13 protein-coding genes and 2 tRNA genes (1 of these 15 cut by a window edge) are annotated in these 19,213 nt (G+C 40.3%); 7 read left to right on the top strand and 8 right to left on the bottom strand.

The window, feature by feature from the left end; translation table 11 throughout:
• Positions 1–1,344, top strand: partial view of a M23 family metallopeptidase gene (locus N6A79_RS14175; protein ID WP_268546439.1) — the 3' portion only. It extends 618 nt beyond the left edge of the window; 1,344 of the gene's 1,962 nt are visible here — the last part of the coding sequence; the start codon falls outside the window, past its left edge; its stop codon occupies positions 1,342–1,344.
• A 109-nt stretch (positions 1,345–1,453) separates the two neighbouring features.
• Here N6A79_RS14175 and coaBC read toward each other — a convergent pair whose 3' ends face one another.
• The 3 genes from coaBC to ubiE form a co-directional block, all read right to left on the bottom strand.
• A complete protein-coding gene (gene coaBC / locus N6A79_RS14170) occupies positions 1,454–2,695 on the bottom strand; it encodes a bifunctional phosphopantothenoylcysteine decarboxylase/phosphopantothenate--cysteine ligase CoaBC (RefSeq protein ID WP_262079241.1) in 1,242 nt (413 codons plus the stop codon).
• 63 nt (positions 2,696–2,758) lie between these two features.
• On the bottom strand, positions 2,759–4,339 hold the full coding sequence (gene ubiB, locus N6A79_RS14165) for a 2-polyprenylphenol 6-hydroxylase (RefSeq protein WP_268546438.1): 1,581 nt from the start codon (positions 4,337–4,339) through the stop codon (positions 2,759–2,761).
• On the bottom strand, positions 4,339–5,136 hold the full coding sequence (gene ubiE, locus N6A79_RS14160; RefSeq protein ID WP_182418253.1) for a bifunctional demethylmenaquinone methyltransferase/2-methoxy-6-polyprenyl-1,4-benzoquinol methylase UbiE: 798 nt from the start codon (positions 5,134–5,136) through the stop codon (positions 4,339–4,341). Before ubiE ends, ubiB begins: the two co-directional genes overlap by 1 nt.
• 548 nt (positions 5,137–5,684) lie before the next feature.
• On the opposite strand from ubiE, the gene upp reads away from it, so the two are divergent.
• On the top strand, positions 5,685–6,314 hold the full coding sequence (gene upp, locus N6A79_RS14155; RefSeq protein WP_182418252.1) for a uracil phosphoribosyltransferase: 630 nt from the start codon (positions 5,685–5,687) through the stop codon (positions 6,312–6,314).
• A 130-nt stretch (positions 6,315–6,444) separates the two neighbouring features.
• On the opposite strand, the gene N6A79_RS14150 is transcribed toward upp, so the two are convergent.
• Positions 6,445–6,519: transfer RNA gene (locus tag N6A79_RS14150), tRNA-Gly, on the bottom strand.
• Between the two features lie 425 nt (positions 6,520–6,944).
• On the opposite strand from N6A79_RS14150, the gene nth reads away from it, so the two are divergent.
• The gene (gene nth / locus N6A79_RS14145) at positions 6,945–7,649 is read left to right on the top strand and encodes an endonuclease III (protein WP_268546437.1); all 705 of its coding nucleotides are present in this window, start codon (positions 6,945–6,947) and stop codon (positions 7,647–7,649) included.
• 67 nt (positions 7,650–7,716) lie between these two features.
• On the opposite strand, the gene N6A79_RS14140 is transcribed toward nth, so the two are convergent.
• The 3 genes from N6A79_RS14140 to holA form a co-directional block, all read right to left on the bottom strand.
• Positions 7,717–9,678: an ABC transporter ATP-binding protein gene (locus tag N6A79_RS14140; RefSeq protein WP_268546436.1), complete on the bottom strand. Its 1,962-nt coding sequence runs from the start codon at positions 9,676–9,678 to the stop codon at positions 7,717–7,719.
• 221 nt (positions 9,679–9,899) lie between these two features.
• Positions 9,900–10,463 carry an undecaprenyl-diphosphatase gene (locus N6A79_RS14135; protein ID WP_268546435.1) on the bottom strand — a complete coding sequence of 188 codons (564 nt, stop codon included), beginning with the start codon at positions 10,461–10,463 and terminating at the stop codon, positions 9,900–9,902.
• A gap of 383 nt (positions 10,464–10,846) precedes the next feature.
• Entirely contained in the window at positions 10,847–11,893 is a 1,047-nt protein-coding gene (holA, locus tag N6A79_RS14130; RefSeq protein ID WP_268546434.1) for a DNA polymerase III subunit delta, read from the bottom strand.
• A gap of 380 nt (positions 11,894–12,273) precedes the next feature.
• On the opposite strand from holA, the gene N6A79_RS14125 reads away from it, so the two are divergent.
• A tRNA-Gly gene (locus tag N6A79_RS14125) sits at positions 12,274–12,348 on the top strand.
• Between the two features lie 105 nt (positions 12,349–12,453).
• On the opposite strand, the gene N6A79_RS14120 is transcribed toward N6A79_RS14125, so the two are convergent.
• The gene (locus N6A79_RS14120) at positions 12,454–13,200 is read right to left on the bottom strand and encodes a hypothetical protein (RefSeq protein WP_268546433.1); all 747 of its coding nucleotides are present in this window, start codon (positions 13,198–13,200) and stop codon (positions 12,454–12,456) included.
• Between the two features lie 237 nt (positions 13,201–13,437).
• Here N6A79_RS14120 and N6A79_RS14115 point away from each other — a divergent pair, with 237 nt between their 5' ends.
• From N6A79_RS14115 to N6A79_RS14105, 3 genes are all read left to right on the top strand, one after another.
• Positions 13,438–14,886 (top strand): SEL1-like repeat protein, encoded by a 1,449-nt coding sequence (locus tag N6A79_RS14115; protein WP_268546432.1) that lies wholly within the window; start codon positions 13,438–13,440, stop codon positions 14,884–14,886.
• An 18-nt stretch (positions 14,887–14,904) separates the two neighbouring features.
• The gene (locus N6A79_RS14110; protein WP_268546431.1) at positions 14,905–16,878 is read left to right on the top strand and encodes a tetratricopeptide repeat protein; all 1,974 of its coding nucleotides are present in this window, start codon (positions 14,905–14,907) and stop codon (positions 16,876–16,878) included.
• A gap of 119 nt (positions 16,879–16,997) precedes the next feature.
• Entirely contained in the window at positions 16,998–18,992 is a 1,995-nt protein-coding gene (locus N6A79_RS14105; protein WP_268546430.1) for an SEL1-like repeat protein, read from the top strand.
• The last annotated feature ends 221 nt before the right edge of the window (positions 18,993–19,213 follow it).

Below are 19,213 nucleotides of genomic sequence, written 5' to 3'. Positions count from 1 at the left end.
GCGGCTAGTTCATTGGGTACTGGTGTCGCACAAGTTGCCGCATTGCATTATATTGATCCAGCCCAAGTCAAGAGTTTAAGCCGATCGGTCAGCTTTTCTGATGCGCTTGATGTCAGGATTTTCCAAGAAAACGTCTCTATCGCAATGGGATCGAATAATCGCCAAGCTATTGAAAACTATTCTGAGGATATTTTACCCTTTATCCGTGATGAAAAGATAATTGATATCTTAAATCGCGCAAACTTTATAGGCGAGGATGCCGATCGCATCGCCGATGCTCTTAACGCGATGACCAAGAGAGACGATTTACCCGCAGGTAGCATTTTACGGCTTGGGGTTGAAACCGATAAAACCGGAAAACGCTCTATAGTACGCGCTAGTATTTATAATGACAAAAAACATGTTATGAGCATCGCGCTTGACGATAACAATAATTTTATACGCTGCGCAGAACCTGAAACGACAGAGCTTTTAATTTCTGCTCTTGATGGTGATATGCCGATCATTCGTGTTGCCACAGATAAGCTACCTTCGGTCTATGATGCTGTTGTACAAGCTGCTCTATCTTACAATATGGGTGAGGATAGCGCACGTCAATTAGTACGTATGCTAGCAAATGATGTTGATATGCAATCGAATATATCAGCCACTGATTCTTTAGAGGTATTTTATCCAAAACCAGATAAGACGCTTGCTAATGCAAATCCAGAAATTTTATATGTTGCAGCAACTTTTGGCGACATCGTAAAGCGCTATTACCGCTTTCAATCCCAAGACGGGAAAATTGATTATTATGACCGCGAAGGGCGTAACTCCAAGCAATTCTTATTAAGAAAACCAGTCCCCAATGGTGTGTTTCGCTCGCCCTTTGGCCCAAGACGCCATCCGATTCTTGGCTATGTGCGCATGCATACCGGTGTTGACTGGTCAGCTCCACGGGGAGCACCAATTGTTGCTGCCGGTGATGGTATTGTCTTAAAAGCCGGCTGGAGTAGTGGTTATGGTAACCACACAGAAATCCAACATGCCAACGGCTATATTAGCAGTTACTCCCACCAAAGTGCCTTTGCAGAAGGGTTAAAGCCCGGCATGCATGTGCGCCAAGGGCAAGTTATCGGTTTTGTTGGCTCTACCGGACTTTCAACCGGGCCACATCTCCATTATGAAATTGTTGTGAATGGCACCAAAGTCGATCCGATGCGTATCCGCCTGCCCGATGAAGAATCGCTTCGCGGCGATGATCTTATCGCTTTCAAACGTGAGCGCGATCATATTGATGCTTTAATGAAAAATGGCCCTCGCAACACGCAAGTAGCTTCTTCAGCACCTTTATCGAATTCATAGATTAGAATTTGAGTTATTTTTAGCACTATCAACAAAATAAAGGGCGGTTACTACCGCCCATTTTACACATATGCATTTGAAGAATATAGAGAATAAAGCTTTTAAACTGTCATCTTTGAGAAGCAAAATAATCTGCAATTTTTTCGGCTAATTTTTCGGCCACCTGCTGCTTATTAAGAAGCGGCCATTCCTCAACCTTATCCTTTTGCACAATATGAATATGATTCTCATCGCCGCCCATAATGCTTTCGCCTTTTTCATTCATTGAAACATCATTGGCGATAATCCAATCAGCAGCCTTTTTTTCTAATTTTTTTTGGGCATAGCTAATCAAATCATTGGTTTCTGCGGCAAAACCAATAACCAACTTTGGGCGATTATCACCATGAGCAATCGTTGCAAGAATATCTGGGTTTTGCACCATGGAGAGAGTAAGGCTATCTTGCCCTTGCTGCTTTTTCATTTTTTGATTTTTTGGGCTATCCATGCGCCAATCTGCAACGGCTGCAGCAAAAATAGCTACATCTGCCGGCAAAGCAATCTCAACTTGCTGTAGCATTTCATGAGCTGTTTCTACATGGATGGTTTCAATATCCAAAAAAGGAGTTTTTTGTGGATCATCAACACTAACAGGACCAGAAACGAGTGTTACCTTAGCGCCCAAATAACCAAGAGCCTTGGCTATTGCATGCCCTTGCTTTCCTGAAGAGCGATTGGCAATATACCGCACGGGATCAATTGGTTCATGGGTGGGGCCTGATGTCACAATGATATGATGGCCAGATAAGGGGCGGTCGTTTTTATCTAATAAAATTTTTTTAGCAGCCTCAACAATAGTCAATGGCTCACTCATGCGGCCAAGACCATTTTCATAAGCTTCAGCCATCTCGCCCTTTTCAGGGCCAATAAAGAAAAAACCATCATCTTGAAGAGTTTTAAGATTTCGCTTGGTTGCTAGATTTTTCCACATCATTGGATTCATGGCAGGTGCGCATAAGATTGGGCAGTTTCGCGCTAAAATTATCGCACCGGCAAGATCATCACCAATGCCTATTGCCATTTTTGCCATGCGGCTTGCAGTGCAAGGCGCAACAATAATAAGATCATGATTGCGAGCAAGGCGGATATGGCCGACATCTTGCTCATCAAGCCGCGAAAAAAGATCGGTGTAAACGTGATTGGCGCTCAAAGCACCCGCCGCTAGTGGTGTAATAATTTCTTGCGCGGCCTTTGTCATGACAACCGTGACAGTTGCACCATTTTCTCGCAAGCGGCGAATAAGATCAAGGGATTTATACGCGGCAATACTACCGCCAATAATCAATAATATCTTTTTATCGTTTAAATCCATTGAATACATGCCTTATGTCGTTATCTATGACTTATACAGCCAAAGCCACTATTGAAATAGAAGCTAAAATATCATTCTTAAAGTGATATAAAGAATACAAGCGGCAATAATATAAATGGCATAACGCATGAATCGTCCGCTACGGGATTGATAGCGAGCAAGACGCTTTAATGTTGCTTCATCAAGAACAATGCCATGTTTTGACATATGTGCCATGCCGGCGGTGATTTCATCAAAACGCTTGGTAAGTTCTGGCGTTTTGCGCACGAGATCGGTGACAGCAATGGCACTATCACGCAAATCCTTTACCAAACCTAAGGGCCCTAAATTTTGCATGATCCAGTCAGATACTACAGGATCGGCAGCTTTCCACATATTGAGATGAGGATCTAATGTGCGCGCCACTCCTTCAACTACGACCATAGTTTTTTGTAAGAGAATAAGTTCTGGCCGCGTTTCCATGTCAAATAGTTCTGTTACTTCAAAAAGCAGCGTCAAAAGCCGTGCCATCGAAATAGTTTCGGCAGATTGGCCATGCACTGGCTCGCCAATCGCGCGGTTAGCTTGCGCAAAACTTTCAATACTATGATGCGATGGCACATAGCCCGCTTCAAAATGCACTTTAGCAACGCGGTAATAATCACGTTTAATAAAGCCATAAAGAATTTCAGCAAGATAACGCTTTTCTTTTTTGCCAAGTCGACCGGTAATGCCAAGATCAACAGCAACAATAATACCATCCTTATCGACAAATAAATTGCCCGGATGCATATCGGCATGAAAAAAACCATCACGCAAAGTATGACGTAAAAAAGACTGGATCAGAGTGACCGATAAGGCCTCAAGATCAAAACCAGCTGCAACCAAGGAATCGCGATCCGACATTTTAATGCCGTCAATCCATTCCATTGTCAAAACATCACGACCAGTGCGCTCCCAATCAACTGTTGGAACGCGAAAACCTGGATCATTTTTGGTGTTTTCACCAAGTTCAGAAAGAGCCGCAGCCTCTAAGCGCAAATCCATTTCAAGACGGGTTGTCTGTTCAAGATTTTCAACCACTTGAACCGGGCGTAACCGCCGCGATGCTGCAACATAACGCTCTTGCGTTCTTGCTACAAGGTAAAATCCTTCAAGATCTTGAGCAAAGCGGCGCCGAATACCAGGGCGAATGACTTTAACAGCCACTTTTTTACGGTTGCCATTGTCATCCAAAATCCAAGCCGGATGCACCTGCGCCATTGATGCGGCAGCAATTGGTTCGCCAAATTCAACAAAAAGATCATCAATCTTGCGGCCAAGCGAACCTTCAATTTGCGCAATAGCTTCAGCTTGTGGAAAGGTTTTAACCTTATCTTGCAGCAAAGATAAATCATCGGCAACATCACGGCCAACAATATCAGGACGGGTTGCTAAAAATTGTCCAAGCTTGACATAAGAAGGGCCAAGCCTATTCATTGCATTAGAAATACGCTCGGAACGCTCGCTATTTTGTGCACTACCACGTGACATCCATTTAGCGACACGATGACCTAAGGCTGGCAGCCCTGTTAGTCCATCGGCTGGAAGGGCACTTAACACGCCTTCACGAGCAAGAACATAACCGGCCCGCATCAAACGCAAGGATGCAAGAAATTTTGACATTAAATTTTCCAGCCTGAGTGGATGGCAGCAATACCACCAGTGAGATTACGATAACTAACCTTCGAAAATCCAGCAGTGCGGATCATGTCGGCAAAATCATCCTGTCGCGGAAACTTGCGAATAGATTCGACAAGATAGCGATAGGAATCAGCGTCCCCTGCAATCATTTGTCCAACGCGTGGAATACCATGGAAAGACCAAAGATCATAAACCTTATCAAGAATTGGCAGTTCAACTTCGGAAAATTCAAGACACATGAAGCGACCACCCGGCTTTAACACACGGAAAGCCTCAGAAAGCGCCTTATCAATGTGCGGCACATTGCGGATACCAAAGGCTATCGTATAAGCATCAAATTGACGGTCATCAAAGGGGAGCTTTTCTGCATTGGCTTCAACAAAATTGCAATGATTAAGCAGCCCCTTTTTCTCGGCCCGCTCACGGCCAACTTCTAACATGGAACCGTTAATATCTAAAACCGTTGCATGGGCATGGCGACCAGATGCCTCGATAATTTTAAATGAAATATCACCCGTACCACCTGCAACATCAAGCACTGTCCAACCATCAAGATGAGGCGGTGATAGCCAAGCAACCATGGCATCTTTCCATAAACGATGCATGCCCACCGACATTACATCATTCATAATATCATATTTACGGGCAACAGAATGGAAAACACTATTGACCATATTTTGCTTTTCTTCTTCTTTTACAGCTTTAAAGCCAAAAGAATTTTCCATGCCACCAAGTGCGCCCACACGGGAATTGCTATCCTTGATATCTTCGGTTGCCATTTTAAAAACCCTTTTGATATGTTCTCACCATGCCCAAAATCATCTCTCAAAGAACGTGTTTATTTAACCCAAAAAGCCAAAAACGAATTCTTTCACAAAACCTTTTAAATGGGCACATCTTTAAAAGCCATAAACTTGATGAAACTGCCTATCTTATCTAGTGAATACACAAAACAAAAACCATTTTGCACTGCTTCATTTTTTCATCAAATTCAAATTATTTATTCTATCTACTATAGACTGCACTGAACTGCAATGCTCGATAAAAGCCAATAAAAAATAAGCGTCGCTAAACCTTAATTGCTTATTTTTTTTATCAATGTAATTGCAGAAAACAGCCATTGATTTTAACGCCAAATTTATTTTAGAAATATTTTTTATTAAACCATGCGTCATTTAAAAACGTGTTAAAGCATGATATAAGATTTTGACAAAATTTATACCTTCTTGAAAAAAATTTCGTCATTTCCATTTGATTTTTAAACCCAATCGAATACGCCCATCATATATAAACTAAAATTGCTAACTGTAAAAATTAGGAAATAACCGTGTCACAAGTTCATGTTATCTCTCATCCGCTCGTTGCCCATAAACTAACTATGATGCGCAAAAAGGAAACGTCAACCGGTGATTTTCGTCAATTATTGCGTGAAGTCGCCCTACTCATGGGCTATGAAGTAACACGCGACTTGCCGATGACCACAACAACCATCGAAACACCGATGATGCCAATGGAAGCACCGGTGCTTGATGGAAAAAAACTTGTGCTTGCCTCGATTTTGCGTGCGGGTGAAGGCCTATTAGAAGGCATGTTATCGCTTATTCCATCGGCACGGGTTTCCCATATTGGACTTTACCGCGATCATACTACATTAGAGCCAATTGAATATTACTTCAAAGCACCAGAAGATTTAGGTGAACGCTTGGTCATTGTGGTTGATCCAATGCTTGCGACAGGGCATTCGGCAGCTGCGGCAATTTCACGCCTTAAAGAGCGTGGCGCCGACCAAATTCGATTCGTTTGCGTTTTAGCTGTTCAACAAGGCTTGAAATTTTTGCAAGAAAAACACCCCGATGTTGATATTTACACAGCATCCATCGATAATGGTCTTGATGAAAATAGCTATATTTTACCGGGGCTTGGTGATGCAGGCGATCGCATGTTTGGAACCAAATAGGTAATTCATCTAATAATTACAAAGCACTTTTATACTGAAAAATAAAAGTGCTTTATTTTTTAACTAAAAAACGTGACAATTCAAATTGCCAAACAAAGAATTTACGTCTTAATATATGTTTTGGGAAAATTGGAGCGGGCGATGGGATTCGAACCCACGACCCCAACCTTGGCAAGGTTGTGCTCTACCCCTGAGCTACGCCCGCTCATTTTGCGTATCGAAGCATAGCGCTTCGTTCAAGATTGGCGTTATATGCCGCAACGGTGTTGAGAATGCAATAGCAAAAATTCAAAAAAATGTATAAAAATGCAAATATTTTTTAAAATTCGCGTTTTATGACAAAAATAAGCATTAATTTGGCAATGAACGCTATCGGCTGGGGATAAGTTTTAGCTTTTAAACTATATTCATCCTCTTTCAATTCAAATGACAATCAATGCCTGTTGTCCAATACGCTAAAGTTTTAGGAAAAACTACACGCTGCTATTTAAAAATGCGACTTTTAATATCATCTTATAGACATAAAGCGATTGCAAAAGCTATCAATGCAGATTTTGGAAATTGCTTCACAGTTTTTTAAAAATGCTCTAAGTAAAGAAATCACCTCATTATAATTGGACCGATTCAATAATGACTGCAATTAAAAAAGCACGCCGCGTTGCTGGTACTTTATATACCAAAGAGGAAATTGAAGAAATTTTCCATCGCTTTTCATTGCAGCGACCCAATCCTGAAAGTGAGCTGCGTTATACCAATGCCTTTACTTTACTTGTTGCGGTTGCATTATCGGCGCAAGCAACTGATATAGGCGTGAATAAGGCGACAAAAGAATTATTCAAAGTTGCCGATACACCTGAAAAAATGGTGGAGCTTGGTGAGGAGGGGTTGGGCGAATATATCCGCACTATAGGGCTTTGGCGCAGCAAAGCTAAAAATGTCATGGCCTTGTCAAAATCACTCATTGCCAACTTTCATAGTCAAGTGCCAGATAACCGTGATGCTTTGATTACCCTTGCTGGTGTTGGCAGAAAAACGGCTAATGTGGTGTTAAATATTATTTATGATAAGCCCACATTGGCGGTGGATACCCATATTTTTCGCATTGGTAATCGCCTTGGGCTTGCGCCGGGAAAAACGCCTGACGAGGTTGAGGAAAAATTATTAAAAATTATTCCAAAAGCCTATTTAAAAAAAGCCCATCATTGGTTGATTTTACATGGCCGCTATGTGTGCAAGGCGCGAACACCAGATTGCAAAGCTTGCATTATTGCAGATATTTGTCACGCCGCAGTTAAAACCAATGCAATTCCTGCGCCTATCATGGTTATAAATTAAGGGGCATTTCGTATTCAAACAAAATACCCCTTAATAAAGATTTAAAATTTGTGCCTATGGTGAAATTTTAGCTACGTTGGATTGCCGGACCACCGCGTGTCCCAATTGGCACATCTTGAAGATCATCCTTTTCAGCCGTTTCCATATCAGTTTGGTTAAGTTGCTCTGGTGCAGATTTTGCCGTTGCTATCCTATAACCTTCGATTTTTGATAGATCGTCATTTTCATTGATAAGATCTTCCAAACTTTCATTGCTGCCGATCCCACCATTGCGATATTGCAATTCATGAAGGCGTGCATAAACACCGTTTTCCTTGGCGAGCAATTGAGCTTGTGTCCCTTGCTCAATGATATTACCGTGTTGCATAACAACAATCTTATCGGCATTGGCAATGGTTGAAAGACGATGGGCAATAACGATTGTGGTGCGACCATCAGTAAGACGATCCAAGGCTTGTTGTACAGATGCTTCAGATTCTGAATCAAGGGCACTGGTTGCCTCATCTAGAATAAGAATGCGCGCATTGCGTAGCATGGCGCGCGCAATGGCAATACGTTGGCGTTGACCACCAGAAAGATTGCCACCATTTTCACCAATATCGGTATCGTAACCATCACGAAGTTTAACAATAAATTCGTGAGCATTGGCGTCTTTGGCCGCAGCAATAATTTCCTCGTCACTAGCATCAGGGCGCCCCATGCTAATATTATGTTTTACGCTGCCTTTAAAAAGAAATGTGTCTTGTCCAACATAGGACATTGCATCACGCAATGAGGCAAAGGTTACTTCCTTAATATCTTGACCATCTATAAAAATTTGCCCTTGTGTTGGATCATAAAGGCGCATAATCAAATTGATCATCGTCGATTTACCTGATCCTGAAGCGCCAACAAGAGCAGTCATTTTACCGGCAGGAATTGCTAAACTAATACCATGGAGAACGTCATCACCTTCAGGATACGCAAATTTAACATCAGAAAAAGCCACTTCACCCTTTGATGCAGTTAAAGTCTTGGCATTTTTGGATTCAACGAGGGTTAAAGGATGATCCATAACAGCATAAAGCATGCGCACACCAATCATCAGCGATTCTAATTTAACGCGGGTATTGGCAATTCGTTTAGCTGGCTCATAAGCAAAAAGCAGCGCTGCAATAAATGATAATAATCCACCGGCACTAGCACCATGGTCAATAACCATAACACCGGAAAAAGCAATGACGCCAGCTATGGCAAAGCCGGCCAACGTTTCCATAATTGGAGCAGTTGCTGCGGTATATAAAGCAATGGAATTGGAGCGTGATTCTACATCGCTAATTGCCTTATTCATTCGCGTTTGCATTTGCGGCTCAAGCGCAAATGCTTTTAAAACACGAATACCGACTGCGGTCTCCTGCATGATCTGGATGATGGCGGTTAACGATGCCATTTCCTTGGCCATAATTTTTTTTACTTTTTTGGTGAGCAGACGCACGCCCAAAAATGCTAAAGGCCCAACAAGCAGTGAAACGCTAGTCAAAAGCCAATTTTGGTAAAACATCACTGCAAACAGGCCGATAACTGATACAAGATCACGGACATAGGTCGTTACCAATAGGTCAATAACACCGCGCGACATTTGCGAAAAATTGGTTACCATCATAAGCAGATCTGCTTGGGCATTTTTTTGAAAAAAAGAAACACCTTGCGACAAAATACGAGCATAAACCTTTTTTTGCTGTTCGGCTACAACACTATTACCGGCACGCGCAAGATAAAGCGAGTTAAAAAATGTTGCAAAACCTTTCACAGAAAAAATGCAAATAACAGCAATAGAAACCATGAAAACATGAGATTTATTTTTATCATCAACTAAGCTTTTAACCATTGGTTCCATGATGTAAGCACTTAAAGATGTCATTGCTGCTATCATTAGCATTGCAATGATTGCTAGAAAATAATTTTTAAAATGCTTACGAAAATTTTCACTAAGCAAGCGCTTGATTAGCGTCATGTCATTTTCTGACAATTTCTGTGTTTTTTTTGCCATATTGGTCAAAATACCTTTTTATTTCTTTAGGCGTATTTTATCGGCATTACGCCTGACTTACAAGTGATTTAAAAACGCCATCACCTAAAACATTAGATTCTAATAATATATTCTGCCGAAGCAAGGCTAATAAGTAAGAATCATTGCTAGCATTTTAAAACAAAAATAAATGCATTTTAACAGATTTAGGCTTATCAGCTTTGTTAAATTATAAGAGCAGCTTATCTATTTTCCATTTTTTGAGTTGGAAAAGCAGTTAAAATCGTAGGAATTCTAGGCAAAACAAAGCGGGTGCAGCCATAAGCACTAAGACCACCAATGATAATGCCTGCCAAAATATCAAAAGGATAATGAACGCCAACAAAAATACGTCCCCAGCAGACAAGAACTAATAAGCCGAGCGCAAATTTTGCCGCCATTTTATAGCGTAATAAATAAAGACTGAAAAAATAAGCCGCACAAATGGTAGCGTGATTAGACGGAAATGACGCATTCGGCGAATGATGAACAAGTGCTTCAACAATACCAGCGACGAAGGGGCGTTCTCGATAAAATCCAAGGCTTATTAAATAACCAATAAATAAGCCGGTTATGATACTTGCGACAATTGTCAAAGCGGCTCGTCTTTCAAACTTCCCCCCTGCAAACCATAAAAGTAATAAATGAAGCGGTATAAAATAAAGCAGCCCTTTGGCGCAAAAAATTCCAAACCAAATGATCAATGTTGGAGTTTCACTGTTGCCAGCAAGGCTTTGAGCTAAAAATGTATCAATCGTTGAAAGCATAATTTGTCCATTTATAATAAGCGCATTTAATTTTTATAATAAAATGCTTAAGATGAACGCTTGCCAATAAACATAGGCTTCGCCATCCCAAATTTTGGAGTACGTGGTGTATACCACATATTCGTAAGTTTTATTTTTGGCTTTAACTAGGCATATATTATAATTATCCAATCTAAAATATAAATTTAAACCTTGAAGGTTGAGTAAACGCTCAAACTCTTATTCAACTGGCATTTTAAAAAGAACCCCAAATAAGTCTTCGCAAGTTTTAATGCACATTGTGCCAAATGAAGATAAGAGTTCATGAAAAGCGAATATAAAATCCACCAAGACCGTAAAATTTATAGGGCATTTAAAAACGTCAATGTTCGCTTATCATTTTATCAACGTTGCGATGAACGGGCAGCCTCAACCGTTAAAGCCAGCAATGTTTGGCGGATAATTGGCACGCTAAGTGCCGCCGATTTACGACTTTCAAGAACGGCATTTTGCAGCCGCTCCATAGCGCGAATGATGCGCGGCATCGTCCAGCTATTTAATGCGCGCTCTACAATTTGTGCTCGTTTGAAGAATATTGGCGGACGAGCGGATTTTACCAATTGGCTCGCTGATACCCTATCATTATCCATTTGAGCTCGCATTTGCATTAATTGTTGAAATTGTCTTTGCGCTGCACTTAATACAAGAAATAAGGCTGCGCCGCTTTCAACCTGCCGATCAAAATGCTGGTTAAAACTATCAATATTGCCAGAAAGCACGCTATCAATAATTTCATCTTGCGAAAGCGCGCTGACATCGCTTACCGCATGAGCAACATCATCTACGCTGATTTCATCTTGGCCCTTGGCATAAAAGCAGAGTTTTTCCAATTCGCCGCGTGATGCCAAGCGGTCAGCACCAAGACTTTCACGCAGCCATTTACGCGCGTCCATAGATATTTTCATGGAAAATTCATCAAGCACTTGATCAATCAGCGCATCAATGCCACTTTGATTATCGCTATAGCAAGGAAGTGCCATGGAGCAAGAACCAGCCTCGACAATACCGCGTAAGCCAGTCACGCCTTTTTTCAAATCCCCAGCTTCGATTAAAACGTAAGCGCCTTGTGGCGGTGTTGCTATTAACCATTTAACCGCGTCGGCAAGGCCTTTTTGGGCGCTTGCATTGCGTACCCATATTAAACGCTGACCACCAAAAAGCGACACGGTGCGAGCTTCATCACCAAGGCGAGCAGGATCGCTATCAATTTCACTTGCATCAATTTTTAAAGTTGAAAACGGATCTTGTAAATCAATGCCAGTATTTTTAGCAAACAGTGTTGCGCGTTCGGACACAAGACCTTTATCTGGCCCATAGACCAGAACAATGGGAAAAGTTGATGAGGGTTTGAGAATAAAACCATCCACCTCATGGGCTTTTCGTTGCGCCATTTTGCTAAGAATCCTTTGATTTAATAAATGTAGTTTTGATTTAAGGCTTGATGCTTGGTTAAGCAACAGCAAAAGCATTTATCAGCCTCATAAGCTGCGGTAAATTGGTGGTTGTCTTTTTTAATACCATCTCACAAGCAAAATTAAAAGGATCTAAATTTATTATATAAGTGTTCATATATTAAAAAAAGAATCAAATCTTTGCCAAGGCGAAATTTTATCACAAAAATCCAATAATATAGATTGATAAATTTTATTATAAAAACAAGTGGTTGCATTTTTTTTTGCAAAAAACAAATTTTGTTATTGCATTCTCAACACCATTGCGGCATATAACGCCAGTCTTGAAACGAAGCGCAATGCTTCGATACGCTAAATGAGCGGGCGTAGCTCAGGGGTAGAGCACAACCTTGCCAAGGTTGGGGTCGTGGGTTCGAATCCCATCGCCCGCTCCAGTTTCCTAAAAAACTGATTTATTAACGAACTCCCAATAGATGCAGTGAAAACTTTAATAGTCAATAATTGTCATTGAATCATAAATTTTCAAAATAAATTAAGTTTTACTCAAAAACGTTCAAATCATAATAATATCTGGCTGCATTTAAAAATATTTGACGACGCTGTTCGTTTTGAATTTTAGGCGCAACTTTAGAAATAATAGTCCAAATCTCAACTGCTAATTTATCATAATCTTCATCTAATTCATAAAGTCGATTGTCAGAAAATACATTTAAAAAAATGTTAAATACCTCATAATCAGCATCGTTAACATCAGTAAATGGTAGCTTGGGTTGAATATGCTCGTCACATAAATAATTTAGTGGATTTTTCAAATACCACCCTGCATATTTTCTATCTTTGATAATAAAAGCAAAATCATCAGATAAAAAAATAATTTCTGAATTTTTTAAAACTTCAATATTGTAAAAACAAAGGTAATATCTTTCATCTTGATTTAAATATCTAAATGATGTTCCCTCAAAAGGCAGCAATGTGCCAGATAAAGATAGTTTTCCAAATCTTATTTTTTTATAATCAAGGCGGTCATATATTTTTGTCTTCCTATTTTGATTAGAAGAAGCACATTTTACAGAAGAGAACTCCCCATTTTTATCAAAGCAAAAAATATCTTGGCTTGTTAATATATCATATGGGGTACAAATGTCGATGTTTTGAGATTTTATCAAATAAGCAGATATTCCTGTATGCGCAATCTGAAAGTGAATTGTTGCGTCTGAAAACACTGTATTTTCAGTAATTTCTAATAAGACCCCATCAGTTATTTCAAAGCCATTAGAGTTTTCCATAATAATTCCATTCATTTATAATTAAAGCGCGTAAATATTGAGTATTTTCTCTATTCTTTCACAAGCTTTAAAGAGCATAAAATACCAAAAGAACAATAGCTTCTGTCTATCGCTTATTTTTCAATCTATTATTTAAACAATGAAGAAAATTTATTGCTTAAAAGTCATTATAGCGGTTAATTATACATAGTCGATAAAATAAGATCAGACTTAAATTACTAGTGCTGGAGCATTTTCGTGGACAAAGATGAGCTTTTTAAAATATTAAACGATGAATCTTTAAGAGCTCCTCTTAAACAATTTATACTTCCACATTTAATTGAACAAGCAAAACAAGGTAGCCTAGAAGCGCAAATATGCCTTGCTGGAAATTATGAGCGTGGCGATGGCATCCCTCAAAATACTACCGAAGCCGCTTACTGGTACCGCAAAGCAGCTTTACAAGGTGATGCTGCCTCACAAGCCTATATGGGTTATCTTCATCTCAAAGGAAAAGGTGTAACTCAAGATAAACCACAAGCTATGGAATGGTTACGCCTTGCTGTTGACCAAGGTAATGCTACCGCGCAAGTTAATTTAGCACTTTTATATATGCAAGATCAAAATATTCCCGATTACTTGGAAGAGGCAGCGCAACTTTATCATTTAGCCGCAGAGCAAGGCAATGAAGTTGCACAAATTAATTTAGCCCTAATGTATCAACATGGCTATGGCATTGAAAAAAATATTAGCGAAGCGGTTAGGTTATACCAATTGGCCACAGAACAAGGTCATTTACAAGCCCAACGCACGCTTGCGCACCTTTTTAAGGATGGAGAAGGCGTTGAACAAGATTACCAAAAAGCTGCCTATTTTTATCGCTTAGCAGCAGAACAGGGCGATGATGAAGCCCAATACATGCTAGCATGGCTTTATAATCACGGATTAGGCGTTGAACATGATAATTGTGAATGCGAACGTTTTTTGAAACAAGCCGCGGAACAAGGAAATATTTCGGCACAATTGGCATTAGCGGAAAAGTATCATGATGGCTTGGATTTCGAGAGAAACATAACTGAGGCTATTCGTTATTACCAATTAGCAGCAGCGCAAGGAAGTCCTGAGGCGCAGTATAATTTGGCGGTAAAATATAGTAACGGCGAATATTTTGAACAAAATAAGCAAGAAGCCTTGCGCCTTTACCAACTCGCTGCGGCGAAAGGTTTAGCATATGCACAAAATAATATCGCTTATATGTATGAAATAGGCGACGGCGTTGACGTAGATAAAGAAAAAGCCGCCTATTATTATCAATTAGCCGTTGCACAAGGTAACGCCTATGCTCAAGTTAACTTAGCCTCACTTTATGAAGATGGTGACGGAGTTAAACAAGATTACCAAGAAGCTCTCCGCCTTTATCGCCTTGCCGCCGATCAAGAAAGTGCCTACGGTCGAGCCAATCTTGGTTCAATGTATGAAAAGGGTTTGGGTATAAATCAAGATTATCAAGAAGCCCTTCGCCTTTATCGCCTTGCCGCAAACCAAGGGCTCAGTGATGGCCAATTTAATTTGGGGCGCATGATTTATCATGGCAACGGCGTTGAAAAAAATCAAACCGAGGGATTAAAATGGATTAATTGTGCAGCAGAAAGCGGCGATGAAGATGCACTTAAATTTTTAAAAGAAATTGCGCGATCTATTAGCTAAAAGCCTAGCGGGAAAACCATGATAAATATTTTCAATTTTTTGCTTAAAAAATTTAAATGCCTTTTTGCCGATAAAAAGCCAAGCGATTCTATTGCTGATTTGCAAGAACAAGCTGCAAATGGCGATCAATACGCACAGACAGAATTAGGCTTTATGTATTACCATGGCAATGGTGTTGTTGCCAATAAGCAAGAAGCCAATCGGCTTTATCGCCTTGCCGCCGAACAAGATAATGCGCAAGCACAGTTTAATCTTGCACTTGCCTATCAACATGGTCAAGGTATTTTGCAAGATAAACAATTGGCTTTGCATTGGTATAGGCTTGCAGCCCAGCAAAATTTTGTACCAGCACTGGTTAATCTTGCCTTAATGTATGAAACTGGCGACGGCATCCCACTAAATTATGATGAGGCTGTGCGGCTATACCAATTAGCGATAGAACAAAAAAGCGCTATTGCCCATATAAACTTAGGTGCCATGTATCAAAGAGGCGATGGCATTAAAAAAGATAACCATGAAGCCTTTAGGCTATTTTATTATGCTGCCGAACAGGGATTTAAAAATGCCCAATACTGCTTAGGCTTTATGTATGAAAATGGCAATGGCGTTGAAAAGGATATAGGAAAAGCTATCCAATGGTACACGCTTTCGGCTGAACAAGGTTCTGATCTAGCCCAATTTGCCCTAGCCAATCTTTATCAAGCTGGTGATGACATCCCGCAAGACATGCAAAAAGCAATTTTTTGGTATCGTCTTGCAGCAAAACAACGACACAGTGGCGCACAAGCCAATTTAGGCCTTATCTACGAAAAAGGCGATGGGCTTCAACAAAATATTGCTGAAGCGATTAGATTATATCGATTGGCGGCAGAACAGGGTGATAGTAACGGGCAAAATCAGTTAGGTAACGCCTATAGGAAAGGATTGGGCGTTGAGAAAAATGTAACTGAGGCTTTGCGCTTATTTAATCTATCGGCAAATTCTGGTAATATATTTGCACAAATGAACCTTGCAGTTATTTATGATCTAGGTGAATTATTAGAAAAAAATTCTGCCAAAGCAGTCCATTGGTACCGCTTAGCCGCCGATCAAAACTTTGCACCAGCGCAAGCAAGGCTTGCGGTCATGCTAACCAATGGTGAAGGCTGTGCAGTAAACAAAGCAGAAGCCTTGCGCCTTGTTCAATTAGCCGCGGCACAAGGCCATGAAGCTGCACAAAATAATTTAGCCTTATTATATGAAAGCGGCGATGGTATAGAGCAAAATACCAAAGAAGCATTGCGCTTATATCATCTTGCTGCCGAACAAGGCTATAGCGAAGCGTTGCATAATCTTGCAGTCATTTATGAAAATGGTGACGGGGTAGAACAAGACATAGAAAAAGCCATGGCTTATTATCATTTGGCAGCAAAACAAGGTCTCACAGCATCACAAATTAATCTTGCGATATGCTATCGCAACGGTAAAAATGTAAAGCAAGATATTAATGAGGCAATAAGACTTTACCGCCTTGCCGCCAATCAAGGTAATGCTAATTCACAAATGTTACTTGCATTATTATACAAAGATGGGGATGGCGTTAAACAAAACTTGCAAGAAGCCGTTCGCTTACTCCGTCTCGCCGCAGACCAACAATATGCAAGGGCCCAATTGTTGCTTGGCACACTTTTTTATCAAGGAAAAGGCGTTTCAAAAGATATGGATGAAGCTTTAAAGTATTTTCATCTTGCGGCAAAGCAAGGCGATGTGTTTGGTCAATTAACCTTAGCTGCTTTATTTGAACAAGGTGAGTTCATCCAACAAGACCGGCAGCAGGCACTGCATTGGTATAAGCTTGCTGCTGAACAAGGTAATGATATTGCGCAATATAATCTTGGCACCATTTATGAACTTGGCAAAGGTGTCGCCCCAAACATAGCAAAAGCCTTAGAATTTTACCAACAGGCCGCCGCGCAAGGTAATGAAGATGCATTAGAAAGGTTAAAAAAATAATCTATGACGATCAAAACCTATTGCGATTAATGTATTTTAAAAATACAAAATAAAAAAATCATAATTTTACTGCCGTATTGTGATATTCATAAATTTAAAAACCTTTAAGCGAGTATAAAATGAAAAATATTTTTAAATTTGTTAAAAATTTTCTTTTTAAAAACTCAAAAGATGAAATTTCAGTTTCAGATTTACAAGGAAAAGCCAAGCAAGGCGATGCCAAGGCACAAGTGCAATTGGCTGCCATGTATCTATCAGGCACGGCAATCCCCCAAGACAAACAAGAAGCGGCAAGGCTTTTTCGTCTCGCTGCCGAGCAAGGTAATGGAGAAGCACAATCCAATCTTGCAATGCTTTATCTGTCGGGTAATGGTGTTATGCAAGATATGCAGGAAGCTGCCCATTGGTGCAAACTTGCCGCAGAGCAAGGAATTGTAGCTGCCCAAGTAAACCTCGGTCTTATGTATGCAAATGGTGATGGTGTTGAGCAAAATGAAAGTGAAGCCATACGCCTTTATCGTTTGGCGGTTGAGCAAGGCGATAGTATCGGGCAACTTAACCTAGGCATAATGTATCAAAATGGCCAAGGGGTAGAACAAGATTATGTTGAGGCAGCGAGGCTATTTTGGTTAAGTGCAAAGCAAAATAATAGAACCGCACAATATTATTTTGGTTTTATGTATGAAAATGGTTTGGGCTTTGAAAAAGATAGCAGCGAAGCTGCCAAATGGTATAAATTATCGGCGGAACAAGGTGATGCCGATGCTCAATGCAAATTGGCTATAGCCTATCAGACCGGCGAAGGTTTAAAGCAAGACAAACAAAAAGCTATTCATTGGTACCGTTTGGCCGCTAAGCAAGGACAAAATTTTGCGCAAGCTTTTTTGGCTAATATGTATCAACATGGCGATGGTGTAGAAAAAAACACTGCTGAAGCCCTACGGCTTAACCGTCTTGCAGCCGAAAAAAATGATGCGGTAGCACTAAATAGCCTCGCTATCATGCATCTTACCGGTGATGGTGTTCCTAAAAACCCAAAAGAGGCATTAAAACTTTTAAAAAAATCAAGTGAACTTGGCAATAACCTTGCAACATATAATCTTGCCCGCATGTTATACGATGGTGATGGGGTAGCAGTAGATAAACCACAAGCTCTGGAGTATTTTAAACTTGCCGCTGAACAGGGCATGGCTGAAGCACAATTTTGCTTAGCGGCTAAATATGATACTGGCGAAGATGTTATTGCCGATAAGCAAGAAGCTGTACGCCTATATAGCCTTGCTGCCGCAAACGGTCATGACTGGGCGCAGCTACATTTAGCAATGCTATATCAATTGGGTGAAGGTGTTAAACAAGATAAGCAAGAAGCGGTGCGTCTTTGTCAATTGGCAGCAGATCAAGGCAATATGGAGGCACAATATAATTTAGGTCTTATTTATGAGGCTGGCAATGATGTTGTACAAGATAGAATAAAGGCGGCACATTTTTTTAAATTAGCTGCAGATCAAGGCTTTGATAACGCCCAATATGCCCTAGCCCGTATGTACGCTGATGGTGAAGGCGTTAAAAAAAATATCGATGAAGCGGCAAGATTATATGGATTGGCGGCAGATCAAGGCCATCATTGGGCGCAGTTTAACCTCGGCATTTACTATGAACAAGGCTATAGCGTTCAACAAGATGTAACCAAAGCGGCAGAGCTCTATCAACTGGCAGCAGAACAAGGCAATTCCGGCGCGCAAATTAACCTTGGCTTTTTATATATGTTTGGCACAGGCGTAGAAAAGGACATGAAAGAAGCTCTACGCCTTTTCCATCTTGCTGCTGAACAAGATGAGCTATTCGCACAGTTAAATTTGGGAGTACTTTATCAAGATGGCGAGGATGTAAAACAAGATTTACAGCAAGCAATGCACTGGTTTCGTCTTGCTGCCGAAAAAGGCAATGCCGATGGACAATTTCATTTAGGGCAACTCTATAGTAATGAGCAAAACTCAAATTATGATAAAGAAAAAGCATTAAAATGGTTGCATCTTGCGGCGGAGCAGAACCATCAAAATGCGCAAGAACTGTTAAAAGAACTTGATAATTATGTACCACCGCTAACACATTAATTTTAGTAATACATTCGTTTTGGTAGCGCATTATTTGAGGAGAAATTGTAAAAAATATGCTCGGTAAAATCATGTTTTTTAAAAAAAGTCTAACCTTCGACAATTTTCATTATCTAAGACAGGCTCAATTAAAAAATAGAACCCTGCAGTTAAAATCCTATTTAATTGAAATAATGATGAATTTTTATATGGTTTTTTATCAACAATGTGATAGAAGATTT

Origin of the sequence: Bartonella sp. HY761 (assembly GCF_026743145.1) — a bacterium.
Taxonomy (GTDB): domain Bacteria; phylum Pseudomonadota; class Alphaproteobacteria; order Rhizobiales; family Rhizobiaceae; genus HY038.
The sequence above is the reverse complement of the archived record's forward strand: the minus strand, read 5'-3'. Positions and strand labels throughout refer to the sequence as shown.